At 59.9% G+C, this 22,902-nt stretch carries 10 protein-coding genes; 3 read left to right on the forward strand and 7 right to left on the reverse strand.

Going from position 1 to position 22,902, the window contains the following annotated elements; all coding sequences use genetic code 11:
* The first annotated feature begins 3 nt into the window (after positions 1 to 3).
* Positions 4 to 3,342: a maltose alpha-D-glucosyltransferase gene (gene treS, locus ACWKV4_RS17110; RefSeq protein WP_483833294.1), complete on the forward strand. Its 3,339-nt coding sequence runs from the start codon at positions 4 to 6 to the stop codon at positions 3,340 to 3,342.
* Positions 3,339 to 5,615, forward strand: coding sequence for a 1,4-alpha-glucan branching protein GlgB (glgB, locus tag ACWKV4_RS17115; protein ID WP_483833295.1), 2,277 nt, complete (start codon positions 3,339 to 3,341; stop codon positions 5,613 to 5,615). Before treS ends, glgB begins: the two co-directional genes overlap by 4 nt.
* A gap of 65 nt (positions 5,616 to 5,680) precedes the next feature.
* On the opposite strand, the gene ACWKV4_RS17120 is transcribed toward glgB, so the two are convergent.
* The 7 genes from ACWKV4_RS17120 to glgA form a co-directional block, all read right to left on the reverse strand.
* Complete coding sequence (locus tag ACWKV4_RS17120) at positions 5,681 to 6,415, reverse strand: endonuclease/exonuclease/phosphatase family protein (RefSeq protein ID WP_483833326.1); 735 nt, start codon at positions 6,413 to 6,415, stop codon at positions 5,681 to 5,683.
* A gap of 277 nt (positions 6,416 to 6,692) precedes the next feature.
* The gene (gene glgX, locus ACWKV4_RS17125; RefSeq protein WP_483833296.1) at positions 6,693 to 8,891 is read right to left on the reverse strand and encodes a glycogen debranching protein GlgX; all 2,199 of its coding nucleotides are present in this window, start codon (positions 8,889 to 8,891) and stop codon (positions 6,693 to 6,695) included.
* Between the two features lie 143 nt (positions 8,892 to 9,034).
* On the reverse strand, positions 9,035 to 9,415 hold the full coding sequence (locus ACWKV4_RS17130; RefSeq protein WP_483833297.1) for a DUF2934 domain-containing protein: 381 nt from the start codon (positions 9,413 to 9,415) through the stop codon (positions 9,035 to 9,037).
* 14 nt (positions 9,416 to 9,429) lie between these two features.
* Positions 9,430 to 12,216 carry a malto-oligosyltrehalose synthase gene (locus ACWKV4_RS17135; RefSeq protein ID WP_483833298.1) on the reverse strand — a complete coding sequence of 929 codons (2,787 nt, stop codon included), beginning with the start codon at positions 12,214 to 12,216 and terminating at the stop codon, positions 9,430 to 9,432.
* Positions 12,213 to 14,300, reverse strand: coding sequence for a 4-alpha-glucanotransferase (malQ, locus tag ACWKV4_RS17140; RefSeq protein WP_483833299.1), 2,088 nt, complete (start codon positions 14,298 to 14,300; stop codon positions 12,213 to 12,215). The genes ACWKV4_RS17135 and malQ overlap by 4 nt, the downstream gene beginning before the upstream one ends.
* Entirely contained in the window at positions 14,293 to 16,083 is a 1,791-nt protein-coding gene (treZ, locus tag ACWKV4_RS17145; protein WP_483833300.1) for a malto-oligosyltrehalose trehalohydrolase, read from the reverse strand. Before treZ ends, malQ begins: the two co-directional genes overlap by 8 nt.
* A gap of 16 nt (positions 16,084 to 16,099) precedes the next feature.
* Positions 16,100 to 17,671 (reverse strand): glycogen synthase GlgA, encoded by a 1,572-nt coding sequence (gene glgA / locus ACWKV4_RS17150; protein ID WP_483833301.1) that lies wholly within the window; start codon positions 17,669 to 17,671, stop codon positions 16,100 to 16,102.
* A gap of 341 nt (positions 17,672 to 18,012) precedes the next feature.
* Between glgA and ACWKV4_RS17155 the strand changes: the two genes are divergently transcribed.
* Positions 18,013 to 22,827, forward strand: a complete 4,815-nt coding sequence (locus ACWKV4_RS17155; protein WP_483833302.1) for a dermonecrotic toxin domain-containing protein — start codon at positions 18,013 to 18,015, stop codon at positions 22,825 to 22,827.
* Positions 22,828 to 22,902: the final 75 nt, after the last annotated feature.

Genomic DNA, 22,902 nt, shown 5'->3' on the forward strand with positions numbered 1-22,902 from the left:
TAAATGGCCAAGAACCCCCGCGAAGCCTTTTTGAATGACCCGCTCTGGTACAAGGATGCGGTGATTTACCAAGTGCATATAAAGTCCTTCCAGGATTCGAACAATGATGGCATTGGCGATTTCCCAGGGCTGATCTCCCGGCTCGACTACATTGCCGAACTAGGGGTCAATACCATTTGGCTGCTGCCGTTTTACCCTTCGCCCCGACGCGACGACGGCTACGACATTTCCGAATACAAGGCTGTGCATCCTGACTACGGCACTATGGCGGACGTGCGCCGCTTTATTGCCGAAGCGCACAAACGAAACCTGCGGATCATTACCGAACTTGTCATCAACCACACCTCGGACCAACACCCGTGGTTCCAGCGTGCCCGTCGAGCCAAGCCTGGCTCCAAGGCACGTGACTTTTATGTATGGTCCGATGATGACAAGAAATACGACGGCACGCGGATCATCTTCCTGGATACGGAAAAGTCCAACTGGACTTGGGACCCGGTGGCGGGCCAGTACTTCTGGCACCGGTTCTATTCCCACCAGCCTGACCTGAACTTCGATAACCCCCAGGTTATGAAGGCGGTTATAGATGTAATGCGTTACTGGCTGGATCTGGGCATCGATGGCCTGCGCTTGGATGCCATCCCCTACCTGATTGAGCGCGACGGCACCAATAATGAAAACCTGGCCGAGACCCACCAGGTGCTCAAGGCCATTCGGGCAGAAATCGACGCCAACTACCCCGACCGCATGCTGTTGGCCGAAGCCAATCAGTGGCCGGAAGATACCCAGCTGTACTTCGGCGACCGCCAGGGTGACAGCGGGGATGAATGCCATATGGCGTTTCACTTCCCACTGATGCCGCGCATGTACATGGCGTTGGCCCAGGAAGATCGCTTCCCCATTACCGATATTTTGCGGCAAACGCCAGAGATCCCACCTAATTGCCAGTGGGCGATCTTCCTGCGCAACCACGATGAGTTGACGCTGGAAATGGTCACTGACCGTGAGCGGGACTACCTGTGGAATCACTATGCCGCAGATCGCCGCGCGCGAATCAATCTTGGCATTCGCCGGCGCCTGGCGCCATTGCTCGAGCGGGACCGGCGCCGCATAGAACTGCTTAACAGCCTGCTGCTGTCCATGCCTGGCACGCCTACCCTGTATTACGGGGATGAAATCGGCATGGGCGATAACATCTACCTGGGTGACCGCGACGGGGTGCGTACGCCCATGCAATGGTCGGTGGACCGTAATGGCGGTTTCTCCCGGGCCAACCCTGCAAGCCTGGTATTACCGCCGATCCAGGACCCGCTCTACGGGTATCAATCGGTAAACGTCGAAACCCAGGCCGGCGACCCACACTCGTTGTTGAATTGGACCCGCCGTCTGCTGGCGGTGCGCAAGCAGCAGCAGGCCTTTGGCCGTGGCTCGCTAAAAATGCTCACCCCAGCCAACCGCCGTATTCTGGCTTACCTGCGTCAATACACCGATGCTGAAGGCCGTACTGAAAATATTTTGTGCGTAGCGAACGTTTCCAGGGCCGCTCAGGCCGCGGAACTGGACCTCTCGCCATACGCCGGTATGGTGCCGGTGGAAATGCTCGGCGGTAGCGCTTTTCCCCCTATCGGTCAGCTGCCATTCCTGCTGACCTTGCCCCCTTATGCGTTTTATTGGTTCCTGCTTGCCCCAGAGAGCCAAATGCCCAGTTGGCACGTGGAGGCCGCACAACCTATGCCCGATCTCGAAACCCTGGTGCTGAAAAAACGTATGGAAGAGCTGCTCGAAGGCCCGGCTCGCGACACCCTGGAACAGAACACCCTGCCTCAGTACCTGCCCAAGCGCCGCTGGTTTGCTGGCAAAGGCGCGGCGATCGACAGCATCCGCCTGGCCTACGGCGCGCGTTTCAGTGCCTTGCCAACCCCGGTGTTGCTCACTGAGTTGGAAGTCACCAGCGGGGGTGTTACCAGCCGTTACCAGTTCCCCTTCGGCTTCCTGCCAGAAGAACTGATCAGCAGCGCCTTGCCACAACAGCTTGCGCTGTCACGGGTTCGTCGTAACAACAAGGTAGGCTTGATCACCGACGCCTTTGTGATGGAGAGCTTTATCCGCAACATCGTCAAAGGCCTGAAAGCTAATCAGGTGCTGGCGTGTGGGGAGGGAGAACGCAAGGCCGAGGGCGAGTTGCGCTTTACCCATACCGCCCAGATGGAAGCGCTCAACTTGCCGGACGAAGCCGCTATTCGTTACCTGTCGGCGGAGCAGTCTAATAGTTCGGTGGTGATCGAAGGCAGCATGGTGCTTAAGATGATCCGCAAGGTCAGCGGCGGCACCCACCCCGAGTTGGAAATGGGGGCCTTCTTGACCGAAGCGGGCTATCAGAACATCTCGCCCTTGATGGGCTCGGTGGTACGCGTCGATGAAAGCGGCACCCCGCACTTGCTGATGATTGCCCAGGGCTATTTGAACAACCAGGGTGATGCTTGGGAATGGACCCAGAACAACCTGGAGCGGGCGATTCGCGACGAACTGGACGCGACCCGCTCCGAGCAGGCCCAGCACTACAATGCCTTGGAAGAACTCAAGGCCTTTGCTGGCATGCTAGGCCAGCGCTTGGGTGAAATGCACGTGGCCTTGGCGGGTGATACGTCCAACGCGGACTTCGCCTCTAGGGTCAGCGATGAAAAAGACGCCCAGGCGTGGAGCAAAAGTGTCACCGCGCAGGTCGAACGCGCGTTGCACCTCCTCGAACAGCACAAGGACAGCTTCACGGATGACGCTAAACCTAAGGTCGATGAACTCCTGGGCCAGCGCCAGTACCTGCTGGACGAAGTGTCACGGCTGTGCGGCGCGGCCGTTGGCGGCCTGGTGATGCGTGTGCATGGCGACCTTCACCTGGGTCAGGTTCTGGTCGTTCAAGGCGATGCTTATCTGATCGACTTCGAGGGCGAGCCCGCACGGCCCTTGGAAGAGCGTCGCGGCAAATACAGCCCCTACAAGGATGTAAGCGGCGTGTTGCGCTCCTTCGATTATGCCGCGGCCATGGCCGTGCGCAGCGCTCAGCCGGTGGACTCTTCCGATGCAACCGGGCAGGCCCGCCAGCGCGTGGCCGACCGTTACCTTACCGAAGCCCGGCAAGCCTTTATCCAGGCCTATGGCAGCGCCAGCGCCTCCCTCCCGCATGCCTGGAAAAACCCAGAAGGGGAGCAGGCCGCGCTGGAGTTGTTCAGCCTGGAAAAGGCTGCCTACGAGATCGCTTACGAAGCCGAAAACCGTCCAACCTGGTTGGCCGTGCCCTTGCATGGCCTATTTGGGCTATTGGCTACCAACGGAGACAATACATGATTGGGCAACAAGCACAGGGCTTAGCCCAGGGTTTTCCGTCAGAAACGGACATTCAGGCACTGGTACGTGCCGAACATCATGATCCCTTTGCCGTTCTAGGCGCGCACGACGATAGCGCGGGTAGGCGGGTTGTACGCGCTTACCTGCCCCACGCCATGCGGGTTGACTTGGTCGATGAGCAGGACGACGACGCGATCATCGCGCACTTGAGCGAACACCCGTCGGTCCCCGGTTTTTTTGCAGGGCATTTGGAACAGGTTCGTGGGTATCGTTTGAAGATCCATTGGGCCACTGGTGTGCAAATCACCTATGACCCTTACAGCTTTGGCCAGCAGTTGGGGGAAATGGACCTTTATCTGTTTGCCGAGGGTAACCACCGTAACCTCAGTGACGCCATGGGTTCGCAGGTGATCAACGTAGGCGGCGTGGAAGGGGTGCGCTTCTCGGTATGGGCGCCCAATGCCTGCCGGGTGTCCGTGGTCGGTCACTTCAATGGTTGGGATGGCCGCCGGCACCCCATGCGGATGCGCTCCCCAAGTGGAGTGTGGGAGATCTTTATCCCAGGCCTGAACGTGGGCGAAGTGTACAAGTACGAGGTGCTGGGCCAGCACGGCGTGCTGCCGCTTAAAGCCGATCCCCTTGCCCGCTGGACCGAGTTGCCACCCGCCACTGGCTCTCGCGTGGCCAACCGCCTGTCCCACCAGTGGAGCGATCAGGCTTGGATGGAGCACCGGAAAGTCAACACCGGCTTGGACAAGCCGCTGTCGATCTACGAGCTGCATGCCGGCTCTTGGATGGTGGAGACCGACGAAGCCGGCGACTTCAGCCGTCACTTTAGCTGGGCTGAGCTGGCTGATCGCCTGATTCCTTACATTCAGGAAATGGGCTTTACCCATATTGAGCTGATGCCGGTAATGGAGCACCCCTTTGGGGGTTCCTGGGGCTATCAGCCACTGTCTCAGTTTGCGCCTTCGGCCCGCTTTGGCGAGCCGGACGAATTCGCCGCCTTCGTCGACGCCTGCCACCAGGCGGGTATTGGTGTGCTGCTGGACTGGGTACCGGCTCACTTCCCAACGGATACCCATGGCCTGGCCCGTTTCGATGGCACCGCGCTTTACGAATACGACAACCCGTTGGAAGGCTTCCATCAGGACTGGAACACGTTGATCTACAACCTGGGCCGCACCGAAGTGCACGGGTTTATGATCGCTTCCGCTTTGCATTGGCTTAAGCACTACCACATCGACGGCCTGCGTGTAGACGCAGTAGCGTCCATGCTGTATCGGGATTATTCGCGCAAAGCCGGCGAGTGGGTCCCTAACCGTTACGGCGGGCGTGAGAACATTGAGGCAGTGGAGTTTTTGCGCCACCTTAACGATGTCGTTCGGGATGAGACCCCTGGTGCGCTGGTCATCGCCGAAGAATCCACCTCTTGGCCCGGGGTGAGCCAGACTACCCAGGAGGGCGGGCTGGGCTTTAACTACAAGTGGAACATGGGTTGGATGCATGACACGCTCAATTACATCCAGAACGACCCGATCCATCGCCAGCACCATCACAGCGAACTGAGCTTTGGCTTGGTCTATGCGTTCTCCGAGCGCTTTGTACTGCCAATTTCCCATGATGAAGTGGTACATGGCAAACGTTCGCTGATCGACAAGATGCCCGGTGACCGCTGGCAAAAGTTCGCCAACCTGCGGGCCTATTTGGCCTTCATGTGGACCCACCCCGGCAAGAAGCTTTTATTCATGGGGTGTGAGTTCGGTCAGTTCCGCGAGTGGAACCATGATCATCAATTGGATTGGTACCTGACGCAGTACTCTGAACACCGTGGCTTGCAGGACTTGGTAAAAGACCTTAACCGCCTTTACCGAGAAGAGCCCGCCCTGCATGAGCAAGACTGCGTACCCGCGGGCTTCGATTGGGTGATCGGTGATGACTCGGTCAACAGCGTATTCGCCTGGTTGCGCTGGAGCCGTGAAGGGGAACCTGTATTGGTGGTTGCCAACTTTACGCCGGTGCCGCGAGAGGGCTACCGTATTGGTGTGCCCGCTGAAGGCTTCTGGATCGAAGAGTTCAATAGCGACGCTGACGTCTATGGCGGCTCGAATGTGGGCAATGGAGGGGGGGTACTGAGCGAGGCTATCGAAAGCCATGGTCAAATGCAGTCAATCAGCCTGAGCCTTCCGCCTTTGGGTGTGTTGATTCTTCAACCTGAAAACGTGAAAGAAGCGCGCCTGCAACGCGTGCTGGAATCAGCTGCCCAAGGTTGAGTTTCACAACAGCCTGCCACTGACAGGGCGCCGGTAGCGATACCGGCGCCCTGTTTGCATGTGCCTTATAAATGGATTTCCACAGAGAGCGGCAAGTGATCCGAGAGGTGCGTCCACGGCTTGTTACCGAGGATCCGCGGATGATGGCTGCTGGCGTTGCGTACGTAAACGCGGTCCAGTTGCAGCAAAGGGAAGCGCGCGGGATAGGTACGGGGTAGCTGGCCAAGATTATGTTCAAAGGCCTCGTGAAGGTCGCCATAGCAGGCGAGGGTAGCGTTGCCTTTGAGCTGCCAGTCGTTAAAGTCCCCGGCGATGATCACTGGCGCTTCAGGGGGCAGGGAGTCTAGCAATTGGCGCAGCAACTGGAGCTGTTGCTGGCGGTGGTGTTCCATCAGTGACAAGTGCACGCAAATCGCATGTACGCCATGCTCGTGCCCTGGCACTTGCAATACGCAGTGAAGAAAACCCCGGCGCTCTGGGCCGGTGATGGATACGTCCAGGTTGCGGTAATGCAGGATCGGGTATTTGGACAGCAAGGCGTTGCCGTGGTGGCCGTCGGGGTAGACCGCGTTTCGGCCATAGGCAAACTCCGGCCACATGCTATCTGCCAGAAACTCATACTGCGACACCTGTGGCCAGTTGGCAAAGCGCGAGGCGTGGCGGTCATGCCCGCCCAGTACTTCTTGCAGAAACACGATATCCGCGCTGGTGCTGCGCACGGCTTCGCGTAATTCAGGAAGGATAAAACGTCGGTTGAAAGCGGTGAAACCCTTATGGGTGTTGACGGTAAGCACCCTGATACGGTGGACCTCACGGTCGTCCGGTGCGCCCCCAGGTGGAGGGCTATCACCCTCGGCAGGTTCGGCGTGCACGGTCGCTCCTGAATACAGTTGGGTTCATAAGGTGAGACTAGGCTTTGTAAAAGCGGTTCCATGACCGGGTGTCTAGGGGTACATGCCTGTGGCTTGTAGGAGCCAGCGAAGCTGGCGAATAGGGCCGACACGTCCGCGCCTGCACTGTTCGCCAGCTCTGCTGGATCCTACAGTAATCGCGCTTGCCCCTAGGGGCCGGCGGAGATTACTCGTCGTCTTCGCGTTGCAGCTCGAACAACAGGAACGAACGGCCGGTCACCATGTACTCGCTACCGGAATCCAGCGCTTCTTGGTTACGCAGCTTGGGCCGGTTGGTGTCCACCAGGCACGTCCAGTGTTTGCCCTGGGGCACCTCTGGCAGCACGAAGTTGACCACGTCGTGGTGGGCATTGACGATGATCAGCAAGGTCGCGTCATCACCACGCTTGCGGATACCGGTAGGCTGCGCGCGGCCGTCGAGCAACATAGCCAAGGCGCGGCCGTTGCTGTCTTCCCACTGTTCCGGTGACATCTCGTTGCCCTGAGGGTCGAGCCAGGTCACGTCCTTGACACCCAGTTCTTCGTTATAGGTACCCACCAAGAAGCGATTACGACGCAGCATTGGGTAGGTTTGGCGCAGCTTGTTCAAGCGACGCACAAACTTCATCAACTGCTCGCCGTCTTCGTCCAGTTCCCAGTTGACCCAGCCGATTTCGCTGTCTTGGCAATAGGCATTGTTGTTGCCGTTCTGAGTACGAGCGAATTCGTCACCGGCAACGATCATCGGAGTGCCCTGGGAGAACAGCAACGTGGCGAAGAAGTTACGCATCTGACGCAGGCGCAGCTCCATGATCTCGCGATCATCGGTCTCACCCTCAACCCCATGGTTCCAAGACATGTTGTTGCTGGTACCGTCCTGGTTGTTCTCGTCGTTCTCTTCGTTGTGCTTCTCGTTGTAGGACACCAGGTCCCGCAAGGTGAAGCCATCGTGCGCGGTAATGAAGTTCACCGAGCTGAAGGGGCGACGGCCACGCTGGTTGAACATCTCACCGGAGCCTGTGATGCGCGCGGCGAATTCACTCAGCTTGCCGTCGTCACCTTTCCAGAATGAACGTACGGTATCGCGGAAACGGTCGTTCCATTCGGCCCAGCCCGGTGGGAAGCCGCCTACCTGGTAACCACCGGGGCCGCAGTCCCACGGCTCGGCGATCAGTTTGACCGAACGCAATACCGGGTCTTGACGACAGGCGACCAGGAAGCTGTGGCGCTCACTGAAGCCATCATGGTAGCGACCGAGGATGGTTGCCAGGTCAAAGCGGAAACCGTCGACATGCATTTCGCTGGCCCAGTAACGCAAGGAATCGGTCACCATTTGCAATACGCAGGGGTGGCTCAAATCCAAAGTGTTACCGGTGCCGGAGTCGTTGATGTAATAGCGCTTGTTGTCAGGCATCAAGCGGTAGTACGAGGCGTTGTCGATACCGCGCATGGACAGGGTAGGGCCCCGCTCGTTGCCTTCCGCGGTGTGGTTGTACACCACGTCAAGGATCACTTCCAAGCCTGCATCGTGCAGGTGGGCGACCATTTCCTTGAATTCTGCGATCTTGCCGCTGGCCAGGTAACGGGCGTGGGGGGCGAAGAACGCGATGCTGTTGTAGCCCCAATAGTTGTTCAGGCCTTTGTCCAGCAGGTGCTGGTCATTGACGAAACCATGGATGGGCAGCAGCTCGACCGAGGTAACGCCCAGCTTCTTCATATGGTCCATCACGTCTGGGTTACCCAGGCCGGCGAAGGTCCCACGCAGCGGCTCGGCCACCGAGGGGTGACGCATGGTCAGGCCACGTACGTGGGCCTCGTAGATCACGGTCTTGTCCCACGGCACGCGTACCGGTTGGTCATGGCCCCAGGTGTAGGCGGGGTCAACAACCTTGCACTTGGGCACGAACGGCGCGCTGTCGCGCTCGTCGAAGCTCAGGTCACCGTCAGGGTGGCCAAGGGTGTAGCCGAAGAGCGCCTCAGACCACCGCAGTTCGCCCACCAATTGCTTGGCATAGGGGTCGATCAGTAATTTGTTGTGGTTGAAACGGTGGCCATTCTCAGGCTCGTAGGGGCCATATACACGATAGCCATAGATCAACCCAGGGTGCGCGTCCGGCAGGTAGCCGTGATACACCTCGTCGGTGTATTCGGGCAATTCGATACGGGCCACTTCCTGGTGTACGTCGTTTTCTTCGTCGAACTCAAACAGGCACAGCTCCACCTTAGTGGCGTTGGCTGAGAACAGTGCGAAATTCACACCCAAACCATCCCAGGTAGCGCCAAGCGGGAAGGGCAAGCCTTCACGGATGCGCGATGCATCAATGGTTGAAGTAAAGCCACTGGCAGTGGGCTTGTCTGCGGGTTCGGGTGTACTTTGCCGGCTCATGGGGCATCCTTCACGTGTAAAACGCTAATAAAAAGGGAGTGATATCTGAGGCGGCACAGCCGCGTGATGGTTCAGCCCGGGCGACCGCTGGACAGGGTCGGGGCAAGGTTGCATGGCCCCAGCGCGTGGGGCCATGCAACAGGTTACTGCGCCGCGGGTTTTTTCGGTGCCCGAGGCTTTTTCTCCGCTGCTGCTTTAGGCGCAGCTTTGGTGCTTGCCTTGGCAGGAGCAGTTTTAGCGGTACTTTTAGCGGCAGGCTCGGCGGCGCTGGCAGCCTTGCTGGTGCCTTTAGCAGGCTTGGGCTTGGGTTTGGCGGAGTCGCTCGACGCATCGGCGCCATTGTCCTGGGCGCTGTCTACCGGCTTCTTGGGAGCGTTCTTCGGCAGCCTGGCCGGTGCCTTGTCTTCAGCCTCGGCGAGCTTGGTCGCCATTTCCCAGTGCCGCTGCGCCTGGCCGTCTGGGCGCCCTTCGGACTCCCAGATGTAATAGGCGAACTCTTCAATGCGCTTATCGCTTACACTCATATCCATGCTCCTGATTACGCGTCACTTTGTAGATAGAGATTGACCGGGAATGCCTTAAGCGCTTCGCTTACCCGTAGGTCCTTGCTCAATGTGACTGCCTGAGTGGCAAAAAGTCCCCTGAACTCAAGCGACGAGAGGTTTTCAGGCAGGCGAACGTAGGTATCCCCCCATTTTTCTTCGCTGATCGACAGCTCGCCTTCGGTAAGCAACTCGCTGCATACCCGTGGTGCGATCACGATCGCGTAACGGCCTTGGTGATGACGCGCAAAGGCAATGATCCGTTGGGCCTGCTCGCCGCCGGTTTCCAGAGGCATATAATCACCCTCCAGGAACAACGCCGGTTGCCTGGCTCTAGCGTTCAACACCGCGGCGATCAGGCCCTGCTTGACCTGGCCGTCCTGCCAGTGGCCAAGCAACTCAGGTACCGCACCTTCCTGCGCCAGTGCCTTGCTGCGAGCAGTGTAGTCCACAGGCCGGCGATTATCCGGGTCGACCAGGCTAAAGTCCCAGAACTCGGTCCCTTGGTACAGGTCCGGAATGCCCGGGGCAGTGGTTCTAAGCAGGCTTTGTACGAGGCTGTTGAGTGCGCCAGCCGGTGCAAGCACCTGTACCGCTGCTACCACAGACTGACGCAACGCAAGGGCGCTTTCAGCCGTGAGCAGGTCCCGCAGAAATTGCTCGCAGGCTTTCTCATAGGCCTCGTTAGGGGCGCTCCAGCTGCTGACCAGTTTGGCTTCACGCAGGGCTTTTTGCTGCCATTGCCACATACGGTCGGCATAGGCCTCAAGCGCGGATTGATCATCAGCCTTCAGGTCCAATGGCCAGCTACCCAGCAGGGCCTGATAAAGCATGGCCTCGTCGCCGCCGGAGGGCGCAGGGCCGTCTGCGTATTCACCATGCAGGTTACTGGCCATGGCATGCCAATGGTTGACCAGCGCGCTGTACCACGTACCGCGCTCACTGATCACCGCAAGCCTGGCACGGGTGTCTTCACCACGTTTGTGGTCGTGGGTGGCAGTGGTTAACAGGTTACGTGGGAAATGCTTGGCGCGCACTTGGCTGGCGTCGTGGAAGGCCTCAACAGGTGCGCTGAACACTTCTGGGTCAAAGCCCACATCGTTGCGGGACAATAGCATCGCGCTACGGTAGAAGGCGGTGTCTTCCATGGCTTTGGCTGCCGTAGGTGAACTCAGCTGCTGGAAGCGGACGCAGGCGTGGCGCAGTGCGCGACGACGGCGGCCAACGGGCAGGCTACGCCAAGGCTCGCCGCCCAGCCATTTGACCAAGAAGTCCAACACTGGCAGGTCGCCTTCGTTCATGCTGGCGCGCGCACCTTCCACCGCCTGTTGGAAGAAGGGCTCATCCTGTTCACGCCGCCCACACGGGGTGATGTAGGTGCGGTACACAGTGTAATGAACAACCAGTGCTTCCAAGGCTCGGCGGATGCTACCCAAGGTGAAGTCGCGGCTCATCACGTCGGCACGGGCCACCTGCAGTAGCGCCTGGGCCACGGACTCGAAATCACCCGCCAAAGTGCCGTGAAGCACGAACTGCCGGCCGGCGCGTACCTCTTCCATGAAGTCCGCGGTGCGGCCGCTCATTTTCACCCAAAGGTCGCTTAATTGCTGATAACCCCGAGGGTCATGCTGCAGCAGTGACACTTGGTTCATGAATTCGTAACCGGTAGTGCCGTCTACCTGCCAATCCTTGTGCAGCTGTTCACCGTTGCCAAGGATTTTCTCTACATAAATCGGGAAATGTTCCACCGCCGTTCCAGCCGGGCGGTTGGGCAGCAACCGCTCCACACGGCGGCGCAGCCTGCGGCAATAAGCGCGAGGGTTAGCCAGACCGTCAACGTGGTCGATCCGCAGGCCATCCACCAGGCCCTCTTCGACCAGTTGGAAGATCTTGGCATGGGTGGCTTCGAACACATCGCCACGCTCAACCCGAAGGCCGCCCAGCTCGTTGATATCGAAGAAGCGGCGCCAGTTGATGTCATCGGCTGCGGTGCGCCAACTGGCCAAGCGGTAGTGCTGGCGTTCCAGCAACCGGTGTAAGCGCTCGAAACCTTCCGGAGTGGCCGAGTCGTACATCTTAAGTACCGTTTCCAAGGCGCGGAACGCACCGCCCTCGGCGGCCAGGTTAGCCAGTTCCTGGCGCAGCGCAGGTGCCGCGGCATAGGGGTCCGCTTCATGGGCCAGGTCGCCGAAGCGTTCGCCGAGTGCTTCAAGACGGTTGTCTACGGCAATACTTAGGATGCTAGCGTAATCCGGCGGGCTTACCGGGAAACGGTGCTCGTAGTGCTCTACATAGAAGCTGCCGGTTTCGCTGTCGAAGCGCAGGGGCAGGTCGCCGTTCTTCAAGGCGCTACCGTAATCGCTGCCCAGGAACGGGATTAGCAATTGGCCTTCCATCAGTGGGTCTGGCGAGTGCCATTGGATATCGAAGAAATTCGCGTAGGGGCTACGACGGCCCCACTCCAGCAGGTCCAGCCACCACGGGTTACTGGCGCCACCCACTGCCATGTGGTTGGACACGATGTCCAGAATGAAGCCCATGTCGCGTTCGCGTAGCGCGGCGATCAGGCGCCGCAGTGCAGGCTCGCCGCCAAGCTCAGGGTTGATCCGAGTAGGGTCGACCACATCGTAACCATGCATTGAGCCTGCACGGGCGGTAAGCACCGGGGACGCGTAGACATGGCTGATGCCCAGGCGCTCGAAGTAGGGGACCAAGGCAACAGCGTCATCTAGGGTGAAGTCTTTGTGAAACTGCAGCCGGATGCTGGAAGTAAATGGTTTCATCGATCACGCTCATAAGCTTGTCGGCGCGCTACCGCCAGGAGTTCCAGCCGCCGCGCAGGGTCGGGCTGGTCAAGCAATGGGGCCCCAGTGCCGGTCAGGCGGCGGCGCCAGTTAGGGTGTTCGTCAATAGTGCCAGGCAGGTTCGGCTGTTCCACCAGGCCCAGGGCGTCTTCGATTGGCAGCAGCACCAGCGGGGCACGGGTATGGCCAATGAAGCGCACGCTGGCGTCGATAATGCGATCGGCTTCGTCGCTGTCCGTGCGTTCATCGCTGAAGTTCTGCGGGTCTTCCCGCAAGATGCGCTCCAGCCCGGTTTTTTCCTTGACCCGGGTGTTACGCCATTCCTGCTCGGTAGGCTCGTCGATCAGCTCCAGGCGGCGGCTCCAGCCCATCTCGTTGGTCTGCCACCAGCCTTTGAGCGGCGGCAGGTCGTGGGTGCTGGTGGTGGCCAGGGCATTATCCGGCCAGGCCATCAACGGGTTGAATTCACCGGGCTGGCTTTGTTCGAACAGCAATACGCGCATGCCGAGAATGTCCCGCGCGGCGAGTTTTTCCCGCAACCCGTCAGGCACCGTACCCAAGTCTTCACCTAGCACAATGGCTTTATGACGGTGGGATTCGAGGGCCAGCAAACGCAACATGTCATCGAAGGGGTATTGCAGGTACGCGCCTTGCGTCGGTTTTTCACCCTGCGGAATAACCCACAGGCGGTTCAGGCCCAGCACATGGTCGATACGCAACCCGCCTGCATGGGCAAAGTTGGCCCGCAGCATTTCGATAAAGGCACGGAAGCCGTTGCGTCGCAAGCCCTGAGGGGAGAATGCGGAAATCCCCCAACTTTGCCCAGAACGGTTAAGAATGTCCGGCGGCGCTCCTACAGTGACGTCAGCCAGCAGTTCGTCCTGGCGGCTCCAGGCCTGGCTACCAGCACCGTCGGCGCCTACGGCCAGATCTGCGATCAAGCCAATGCGCATGCCACTTGCCTGTGCCGCGACCTGCACCCTCTCCAGGCTGCGCGCGATCAGCCACTGGCCAAAGGCATAGAATTCGATCTCTTGGGCATGGTCCTGGGCGAAGGCGGCAACGGTAGCGCTGCGTGGGTCGCGCCAGGCCTCTGGCCACTGGCGCCAGTCCAGGGATTCACCCCGTCGCGCGCACTCGGCTTGGTGGGCTTCGAAGCAGCAGTGGTCTGCCAGCGCTTCGCCGCCTTTGTGGCGGAAGCTGGCAAAATCCTCACGCAGGGGATGTTCGCCTTGGTTAAAGTCTTCGTGCAGGGTGCGTAGCAACTGCAGCTTAGCCTGCGCGGCCTTCGGCCAGTCGACCAGTTCCTGGCTCTGTAACCCTTTAAGGGTGCTTTCCAGATTGGCGCGGCTAATGGCTGCTTGTACCGCGCGCTCGCCCAACACAGCTCCGGGTGCCGCATAAAGCGCGTTCAGAAACAATCTGCTGGAGGGTGAATAGGGGCTATAGCGAGTGGTATCGCTGCTGAACATGGCGTGCATGGGGCTAATGGCTACAGCATCCGCACCACGTTCACCCGCGGCGCGAACGAAGGCTTCCAGGGCTTCGGTATCGCCAAAGCCGCCATCATGCTCGCGCCGCAACGAGTACAGCTGAACACCTAGGCCCCATGCCCGCGGGGTTGGGGTGTCGAGTGCGTCCCCTACGCCGTAGCATTGGGCAGGCGCCACTGCCACGGTAAAATCCTGGCCCGCTACTTGGACCTGCTGATAGCCAACAGGTAGCAGCCCTGGCAGGGCAGCGTTGTCGTCCAAGCGTACGTCCATTTCGCTGCCGTCTTCCAGGCGCACTTTGCACTGCGCGCCTGGGCTCAGCCAGGCGTTGAGCGGCAGTGGCTGCTCATAGTCCACGGTCAGTAACGGCGGCAGGGCGTTGCCACCCTGGTCGCCCAGGGCTTTTAGGCTGGCGGCGGCCTCGTCTTCTGAATCAGCAGGGTGCCCAAGGGAGGTGAGTACTTTACGCAATACCTCAGGTGTAACCCGTTGGGGCCGGTCGTTGGCATCTTTCCATTCAATGGCGATGCCTACTGCCTGAGCCAGTTGCTCCAGGGTTTGATCACTCATGGGCGGCCCCCGAAGCATCTGCGGGTACCAGGCTTACCAGCGCGGTGTAGGCAGGCAGTTGTTCGCCCAGCGCCTGTTGGTCTCCAGTACGGCTGTCGAACATCAGGTGATGTTGAGCAGGCAATGCCGTGGCAACTGGATGCTCGCTGAGGTTAAGGTCAATCCGCCAGGTGCTGCCGTCGTTCAAGCGCCAGCGGGCACATACGGCTTTATCGGCCAAAATGTCGACGCCCAGCGAGGTGCTACCGGCAAGGCGAGGGAACAGGTCACGACGGCGCAGGCTAAGCAACGCGTGGTACAGCTCTACCCAAGGCTTGTGCTGCTCGCCATCACGTTCGTCGAACCTTGGACGGGAGCTGTCGAAGGTGCTCTTGGCATTTGGATCTGGGATTTTCTCCCGACGCTCTGGGTCTTGGAAGGCGCTAAAGGCCTCGAACTCGGAACGGCGGCCATTGCGCACCGCTTCGGCCAGCTCACCGTGGAAATCAGTAAAGAACTGGAAGGGCTGCGACGCGCCCCATTCATCACCCATAAACATCAGTGGCACCATGGGCGAAGCCAATAGCAGAGTAGTCGCTGCTCTAAGCGCAGGCTCGGGGCTTAACTGTGCCAGACGCTCGCCAAAGGCGCGGTTGCCGATCTGGTCATGGTTCTGTAAGAACAGCACAAAAGAGGACGGGCTTAGGTGGCCGCTCTTCTCACCCCGGGTTTCACCCTTGCGGTTGGTGTGCCCTTGGTACACAAAGCCTTCACCCAAGCAGCGCGCCAGCTTGCCGGTGGTGTCCTCGGCATAGTCGGCGTAATAGGCCTCGGTCTCACCCGTCAACAGCACATGCAGGGCGTTATGGCCGTCATCGTTCCATTGGGCGTTGTAGCCCTCTTGCAGCAAGCTGGCCTGGTTGTGCTCGTTTTCCAGGTTCAACCAAATATGACGGCCCGGCGGCGTCTTGTCACGGATGCGCTTGGCCATTTTCTGCAGGAAGTCCGGGCTTTCGATGGCGTGTACCGCGTCGAAGCGCAGGCCGTCGAACTGGTAGTCGAACAACCACATCAAGGCGTTATCAATGAAGAAATCACACACCTGCGGGCGGCTGAAATCGATGGCCGCGCCCCAGGGGGTATGTTTGTCTTCGCTGAAGAAGCTTTTGCAATAAGCGTTAAGGTAATTGCCGTCTGGGCCGAAGTGGTTGTACACCACGTCCAGCAGCACCATCAGACCGTGCTCGTGTGCGGCATCAATCATTGCCTTGAGTTGGTCAGGGCTGCCGTAGGCATGCTCGGGGGCATAGGGCAGTACGCCGTCATACCCCCAGTTACGATCACCCGGGAATTCCGCGATCGGCATCAGCTCGATGGCCGTTACGCCCAATGCGGCCAAGCGAGGCAGGTGCTTCATTACGCCTTCGAAGCCACCCATCAGGCCTACGTGTACCTCGTAGATCACTGCTTCGTGCCACGGCCGGCCCTGCCACTGGTGCTTCCAGGGGTAGCTTTGGGTATCGACCACTACGCTTTGGGACTGAACGTCGCTCAACTGGGCGCGAGAGGCCGGGTCTGGCACCTGCAAGTCGCCATTGATCTGATAACGGTAGGCAGTGCCTACACCACAATTGCTGTCAGCGACGTACCAGCCGTCCGCTTTTGCGGTCATCGGTAGCAGCTCGCCATCGTCGAATACCACGCTCACGCTCTTGGCGTCAGGTGCCCAGAGCGCGAAACGGGTCAGTTGGTCACCCACGCGGGTGGCCCCGTGAGCCCAAGAAACAGGTTGCAGGTCAGCCATTACGGCACTCCCTCGATCAGTAGTGCCGCCCGCCACGCCCCTGAGCGCGATTTACCAATTTGGTATAAAGCGCTGCATAGGGTTCGACAGCTTGCGACCAGTTAAAAGGCTGGGTCATTGCTCGGCAGCGCATGGCGTTGAGCAGATCAGGCGTGTTGAAAGCGTAGAAAGCACGTTGAAGAGCAGACTCATAAGCCTGCACCGAGGGTTCATCGAACAGAAAGCCCGTTACACCGTCTTCGATGGTGTCGGCCAACCCACCGGTTTTACGCGCGACCGGCAGGCTGCCGAAGCGCTGAGCGTACATCTGGCTCAAGCCGCAAGGCTCATAGCGCGAAGGCATCAGTAAAAAGTCACTACCGGCGAACATCCGCCGGGCATCGGTTTCGTTAAAGCCTATGCGTGCGGAAACCTGGCCTGGGTAGCGCTTGGCCAGGTCGCGCATGGCTTGTTCTTCTTCCGGCTCACCACGGCCAATGATTGCGATCTGGCCACCCTTACGCACGATGAAATCGGTCACGCCCTCTGTCAGGTCTAAGCCTTTCTGGTAAACCAGGCGCGACACAACCGCGAACAGTGGGCCCGAGGAAGGCTCAAGCTCGAACAGCTTGCGTACATGAGCGGCGTTGACCGCCTTGCCTTCCCAATCGTTCAGATCGAAAGGGCATACCAGATGAGAGTCAGTGGCGGCATCCCAGCTGTCGTCGATCCCATTCGGGATACCACTGAGCAGGCCTTGTTGAGCCTTGCTGGTCAGGAAGCCATCCATGCCGCAGCCGAAATCTGGGGTGGTGATTTCCTCGGCGTAGGTTGCGCTCACGGTGGTGATGTGGCTGGCATAGGCCATGCCCGCCTTAAGGAAAGACAGCTTGCCGTAGAACTCCATGCCGTCCTGCTGCAACGCATGTTCCGGAATCCCCAGCTCAGGGCAGCAGGCCACGCTCACCACGCCCTGGTAGGCGAGGTTATGAATGGTGAACAGAGTAGGGACCTTCACCCCACGCCAGCGCATGTAGGCCGGCGCCAACCCGCTTGGCCAGTCGTGGGCATGCACCAGGTCGGGCTTCCAGTGAACCATGCCATGGCCGGCCGCGATATCGCAGGCAGCCATGCCCAAGCGTGCAAAGCGGATGTGGTTATCCGGCCAGTCGCGCCCATTAACGGCGCCGTAGGGGTTGCCATCTCGCTCATAAAGCTCAGGGCAGATCAGAACGTAGATCACCAGCCCGTCGGCGGTGTCCATGCGCCCCACCTTGCAAGGCGGCAACGCGGCGTAGCCACTGAGCTCGCCAACGATATGTATGGGGTTGTCGCTTTCCAGCACCTGAGGATAGCCAGGGATTAGAATGCGTACGTCATGCAAATGGCTCATGGCCCGTGGCAGGGCCGCGGAGACGTCGCCCAGGCCGCCGGCCTTGATGAGGTCGGCCATTTCCGAGGTCACGAACAGCACTTTCTTGCGGTTCGGATTCGCGCTGTGATCTGGTTGCAGTACCTTGCCAGTCGAAGCAATTGCCGGCAACGAGGGGGCCTCGCTTACCTGCTGATTGAAACGTTTTCCGTGTGTCTCGACAGCGGCACTGATCATTAAACTCTCTCCCGTAGCGTAAATGACTTCTGGCGGATCTATTTTTTATCCGACCCCACGGCCGGGTACTTGGCCGTTTCCCCAGCGTTGCCGCCGAGGTGTAAAACGCTCCTGGGGTGGGTGAGGGGGCCTATCCGCAGACGCGTGCCACTCACTGTTAAGCTGACCCGGGCGCCATTCAGAAGTTTCGGATTTCTCGCCTTTTTACTGCGACTTACAAGCTTTATTAAGCCTGGAAGAAACGTGATCTCCTGGCGCGCAGAGAACAGGCGGTAACCGGTTAACACCTGCCGCTGTGTAGGGCAAGGTTGTATGACGGCTCCTTACTCATGGAGACTGTCATGCCGCTTACTTCCCCCCTTATGACAACCCTATCCGACGCCTCGCCGTTGACCGGCGAAGCGGTAAAGCGCTTCAGTCAACTCCCGGTGCTGCGGTCTGTGGCGTCCTCCCTCGCGGCGCAGGCCTTGGCCCAGTTGACACCGCCGATCACCCTTGACCCGAATGATGTCGCCCTGGGCTGGCCGCCGGAAGTATCCCCCACAGGTGAAACCCAGCATCTTGCGCTCCCGGACCTGGTGGTAGACCTGTTCGCACGTGATGGCGTATTGACGATCGTCAAGGACTACCAGCTTGCTCTGCGCCGCGAAGGAGAGCGTTGGGTACCGATGCAGATGGACCTGGGCCGATTTGCCGAAGAACTGGACGCGGTACGACCGTCGCTGGAGTACGCGTTTGCTCAAGCCTTGGCGACCTATTGGAGCGCTGCTGATATTCATGGCAAGACCCACTGGGCCTGGATGGGCGATTACTTGTGCAGGGCATTCATCCACGCATTGGAGACCGCGCGATTAGCCGAAAGGCTTCCCCAGGACGCTTATGACGCTGCCATGATGGTAGCGGCGCGCACTCCGGGAAACACCGAAATTATAACGGCGGCCGGGATAACAGTGCTTCCGACGCTGGTTCAGCTCGAACAGGCGAACCTGGCCATACCTTTCGATGCCGAACTTGATCCGCACTTGCTCTTGACCCTTACGCGGTCGGGGGCCGAGCGTTTCATTGCGTTTTCTCCTGGGGCTGGCCTTCGTTGGCTTCCCTCGTCGCAAGCGCTGCTCGCCGACGTCAACCGTCGCCTGGGTAATAAAGCCTCCCTTGCCGCGTCGCACGTACGCCCGTTGAAGGTAGAGGGTGACGTTTTCAACGCCCTGGCCCGAACGTTGTTGCAGACCCAGCTGATTCAGGTCAGGTATTTTGTGACATCGCTACCGCAGCAAGCGGGCCACTTTTCTGGTGATGCCCTGGGGGTGGCCAGCGATGGCCTGACTGGGTTGTTTATGCTTGACGCGCAAGTACAACGGGGAACCAACCGCTGGTTGCAGATGCGGCTCCCCCAGTGGTTGAGAAAAGCTTCGGCCAGGGATCGCTGGCAATATGCCGTGAAGCTTGCACAGGTCGCGCTTAGCGAACCCTTGGTTGAGCGCAATTGGTTTCTGGGGGGGGTTCCAAGCCTGGAAGCGTATGCGCAGGCCCGTCTAGGCGAGGAGGCCGCGCGCCTGCATCCGGAAGGGCCACCGTTAAACCCTGACAACATTGCTGCCTCCCGAGTCTACGTGATGAAAGACCTGGTCGCTGCCGCCGGCGGTCCTTGGGAACCGGAGCTGCGGGAAGACCCCGTGGATGTGGTCGAATTGGCCATCAACAACCTGTCCTCACAAAGCCTGGGCTGGCTGAAGGTCGCGCCCAAGCCGGGCACGACGCTCCCGGCCTGGTTGGACGGTGATGCCCTCGAAGGGTTGATCCGCGGCATCGACGTGGGCGGCGCCTATCCGCGGCTGTTGCGCGAACGCCTGCTTGAAGGCCCTGAAGCAGCCGGGCGCCGGGCGCTATTCTGCCACCAAGTGGTCATGCAGTTGCCCTTACTGGCGTGGGAGTTGGTACTTAAGCATCACAACGGTTTCGACCGCCACGGCTATGAACTGATCATGGCTGGCGTGGGTGCCAAGCCAGCGGAAGATACGACCCGCCTGATGGCGTTGGGCGTTACCGCGGGCGAAAGCTTCGGGGTTGATCCTATCGCCGCGACCTACGTTTTTATCCGCACCGGCGAACCGAGCGGGTGTTGCGTGCTTTATCGCCCGTTAAACGCAGACCAGCTGCGCCAGTACGGCTCCCTGGATGCGCTCTGGGAGGACCTTGCGGCGCCCGGTGAGATGCAGGATGAAGCGCTGCGGTGGATGACTGATCTTGGGCGTGCTCGCTATAGCCAGGGCGGATGGCGCCAGCCGCGGGTCATGCGCTTCGGCCTGGGCGATGAGTTCGCGCCGCTTCAGCGACCTGTTCCGGCCCGCCCACTGCTTACGCCGCTCGACACGCCGGTGCTGGACACCCTTTATTGCCAAGTGGTCGCGGCCATCATCGATGCGGCCGAGCGTCGATCAATATCCAATGCCGAAGACGCTTGGGTCTCCCTGGGCACACTCTCATGGACATTGTTCAATGGCCTGTTGCCGGTATTCAATGGTCCGCTGTCGGCGGCTGGCTGGTTGATTCAGCTCAGTGACCAGTTCGCGGATTACTTGAAAGCCAAGGACAACTCAAGAGGCGAGCGCCAGCAAGCGCGCAATGATTTGCTGTTCAGCATCGTACTGCTGCTGGTAAGCGAAAGGGCGCATTGGCCCCTTGATGAGCCTCGGGAGCCGACCTATACCGGCGAAGGGTTGAGTGGCGCAGAAGTTACCCGGCCAGAGATTGAGGAAGGCAGCCTGGCGCCCTGGCCTGAAGTCCGCTCGGGCTTGCGTCCGCCGGCACCGCCTAGGGTGTCCACGTTGGTCGAGGCGGTGGCCGAGGAGAAAGGAGCCTACCTCCGGCCGCGAGCGCTGGAAGTCAGCTGGAGCAGCGCGGAACTTGTGCTGGACGCCCGGCAGCGCCAGGCACTGGTGGCACTGAGAGCTAGGCCCCCGCAGCATGGGCTGAGGGTCATACCGCATGGCCCTACTCAAGGGCTTTACCTGCATCAGGACCAACTGCTGGTGAAATGGGAAGATGATTTCTATGCGGTAAACCTAGAGAGTGATACGCCTCGCATCATCGGGCCTGACGGGCAGCCCGGCCCTTATTTGCGCCGTGACGAAACCGGTCGCTGGGTGTTGGATCTGCGCCTGCGGCTGCTGGGCGGAGGGCCGAATCGCAGGATCGAGGCGCGGCGACGGCAGAACGAACGAATTCGGGCGCAGGCCGAGCAAATCTGGGCACAGGCCATACCTGTGTTCGACACCGTGCGTGATCAGGCCAATGCCTTGGCAGAGCAGTTGGAGCGTGCTCCAGCGCGGGGTGAGGCCCTGATTGAAGGCCGGCGTGCATTGGACGAGGTGCTGAGCAAAGGCCACCGTGAGTGTCTGGAGGTGATAGACCGTTACGAGGCCTTGCATGCGCAGACGCCGCTTACCGAGTTTGCCGAGCGCCAGTGTTTTCTTCTGGAACGATTGCTCAATGTTAGCAAACCACTGATAGAAAACCTTACAGAGCTGAGCCGTGATCTTCTGCAGCAATCGCCTCTACTCCACACCAGCGAAGCACAATTCGAGGCCAGAGTAACGGCTAACCCTAGTGCCTGGCGGGCGTTTCTTGACCAGTTCGAAACGCTGCTGGAGCGCACCGCCAACGATGTTCAAGCCCATCACAACACAATGAAACGACTCGCCGCGTTCCCTGGCGTTGGTGAACGGCTTCTGATAGAAAACGCCGACAAAGCGGCCCTGTCTGTCTCTCTTCCCCAGTTGTGGTCGTCACTGGCCTACTGCCGGCTATCCAAGGCCCTGGAGCCGCTACGTGATTCCCCTGCGCTGGCCGAGGAAGTATACACGGCGCTGGACCCCGTACTGGTCCATTCCGCTTCCCATGCCGACGCCGTGGAAAATGGTGCGCTCACAGCCCAAGAGCGGATAAGCGTATTCGATAGCGCGGCGCTCGCCTATCAGCGTGGCGAGGATGCGGCGCAGGCGCTTAGCCAGACGCTGGCCCAGGAGCATCGGTCTACTGCCTTGGAGCGCTTCGCGGCCGTTACCGTTACACTGCGCAAGGATGCCGAGCGGCGAATGGGCGAGTTCATTCGTGCCGAAACGAGTGAGCAAGCCGGCTCTTCGCGGCAACACCCGCGCCCCTCGGCGCGGCAACACCCGCGCCCCTCGGCGCGGCCTCGACCTCAGCCCGCGCCTAAACCGGCCAGCAAGCCCGGCGCACAGCGGCCCGCCACGGCGGAGGATAAACCAGGCGGCGAGGCAAGTGCTTCGGCAAAGCTCCAGCTGATCCAAACGGCCGACGGTGAAACGTTCATGGCTCATGTTCGCCCTGCGGACGACCAGCAGGGCCGGATCGCCGAAGTGCTGGGCAGTGGCCAGGTGTTGGCAAGCTGGCGTCAAGACAGCCTTGCTGGCGCTTGGCGAAAGGTAGAACCCAAGCCCGCACCCGCACCCGCACCCGCGCCTGATGCCCATCTGCGCCTCAATACACTCATTCGGGCGTCTGAGCAGGCGCTTGCCGCCGCGCAACGGGAATTGCGCGAGCTCAAGCGGCTCAAGCAGGTCACGCGTATACCCGCTGATATCGAAGACCTCTATCACGGCCGGGCCCAGCGGCTGGAAGAGTTGGCTGAAAAGATAGAAGAGGCCCTGACCCGGGTGAACGCCACCGATGCTCCGACCGAAGAACGCGGTTCGGCGCAAGTGAAGTCGCTGAGCCTGCGCAGCCAGGCGGCTGAAGCCAGGCGCGTTGGAACGGCGGCGCGTATCGAGCTAAGTAAAAGTTTGATGCCCACCGCCGGGAGGGTGGATTTTCTTCTGCGGGCCGGGGAGGTGAGCATCCGCCGCATTGGCTCGCGTGTGCAATTGCGGCGCGAAGGGCGTCGAGACTACGTTCAGGAATACGAGATCCTGGACCGTGACAAGCACCCGCTGTGGTATGCGCACTTTCATTACGACACCCTTACCGCTGCTCCTGAACGCTATACCGCCGCACACTTGAAAACGGTTACTCAACGTTATGACGGCTATCAGCGGCAACTACAGCAAGCACGCAGCGATCAGGAAGTGGTAAGCATCTACCGAAGCCGGATTGACCCGGCACTTGCCAGAACGCTGTTTCTGTCGTTGCCATAGAGGCATTTGCCCGCGCAGTAGACCTTTACCACCCAGCCATCAAGGCGGCGATCAAGACTGGGGCTCCGTTATTAG

It is taken from the genome of Pseudomonas artemisiae (assembly GCF_057128685.1).

Coding starts and splice junctions, on each gene's coding strand:
- treS (WP_483833294.1), top strand. CDS start 4: ATGGCCAAGAACCCCCGCGAAGCCTTTTTGAATGACCCGCTCTGGTAC.
- glgB (WP_483833295.1), top strand. CDS start 3,339: ATGATTGGGCAACAAGCACAGGGCTTAGCCCAGGGTTTTCCGTCAGAA.
- glgX (WP_483833296.1), bottom strand. CDS start 8,891: ATGAGCCGGCAAAGTACACCCGAACCCGCAGACAAGCCCACTGCCAGT.
- ACWKV4_RS17130 (WP_483833297.1), bottom strand. CDS start 9,415: ATGAGTGTAAGCGATAAGCGCATTGAAGAGTTCGCCTATTACATCTGG.
- ACWKV4_RS17135 (WP_483833298.1), bottom strand. CDS start 12,216: ATGAAACCATTTACTTCCAGCATCCGGCTGCAGTTTCACAAAGACTTC.
- malQ (WP_483833299.1), bottom strand. CDS start 14,300: ATGAGTGATCAAACCCTGGAGCAACTGGCTCAGGCAGTAGGCATCGCC.
- treZ (WP_483833300.1), bottom strand. CDS start 16,083: ATGGCTGACCTGCAACCTGTTTCTTGGGCTCACGGGGCCACCCGCGTG.
- glgA (WP_483833301.1), bottom strand. CDS start 17,671: ATGATCAGTGCCGCTGTCGAGACACACGGAAAACGTTTCAATCAGCAG.
- ACWKV4_RS17155 (WP_483833302.1), top strand. CDS start 18,013: ATGCCGCTTACTTCCCCCCTTATGACAACCCTATCCGACGCCTCGCCG.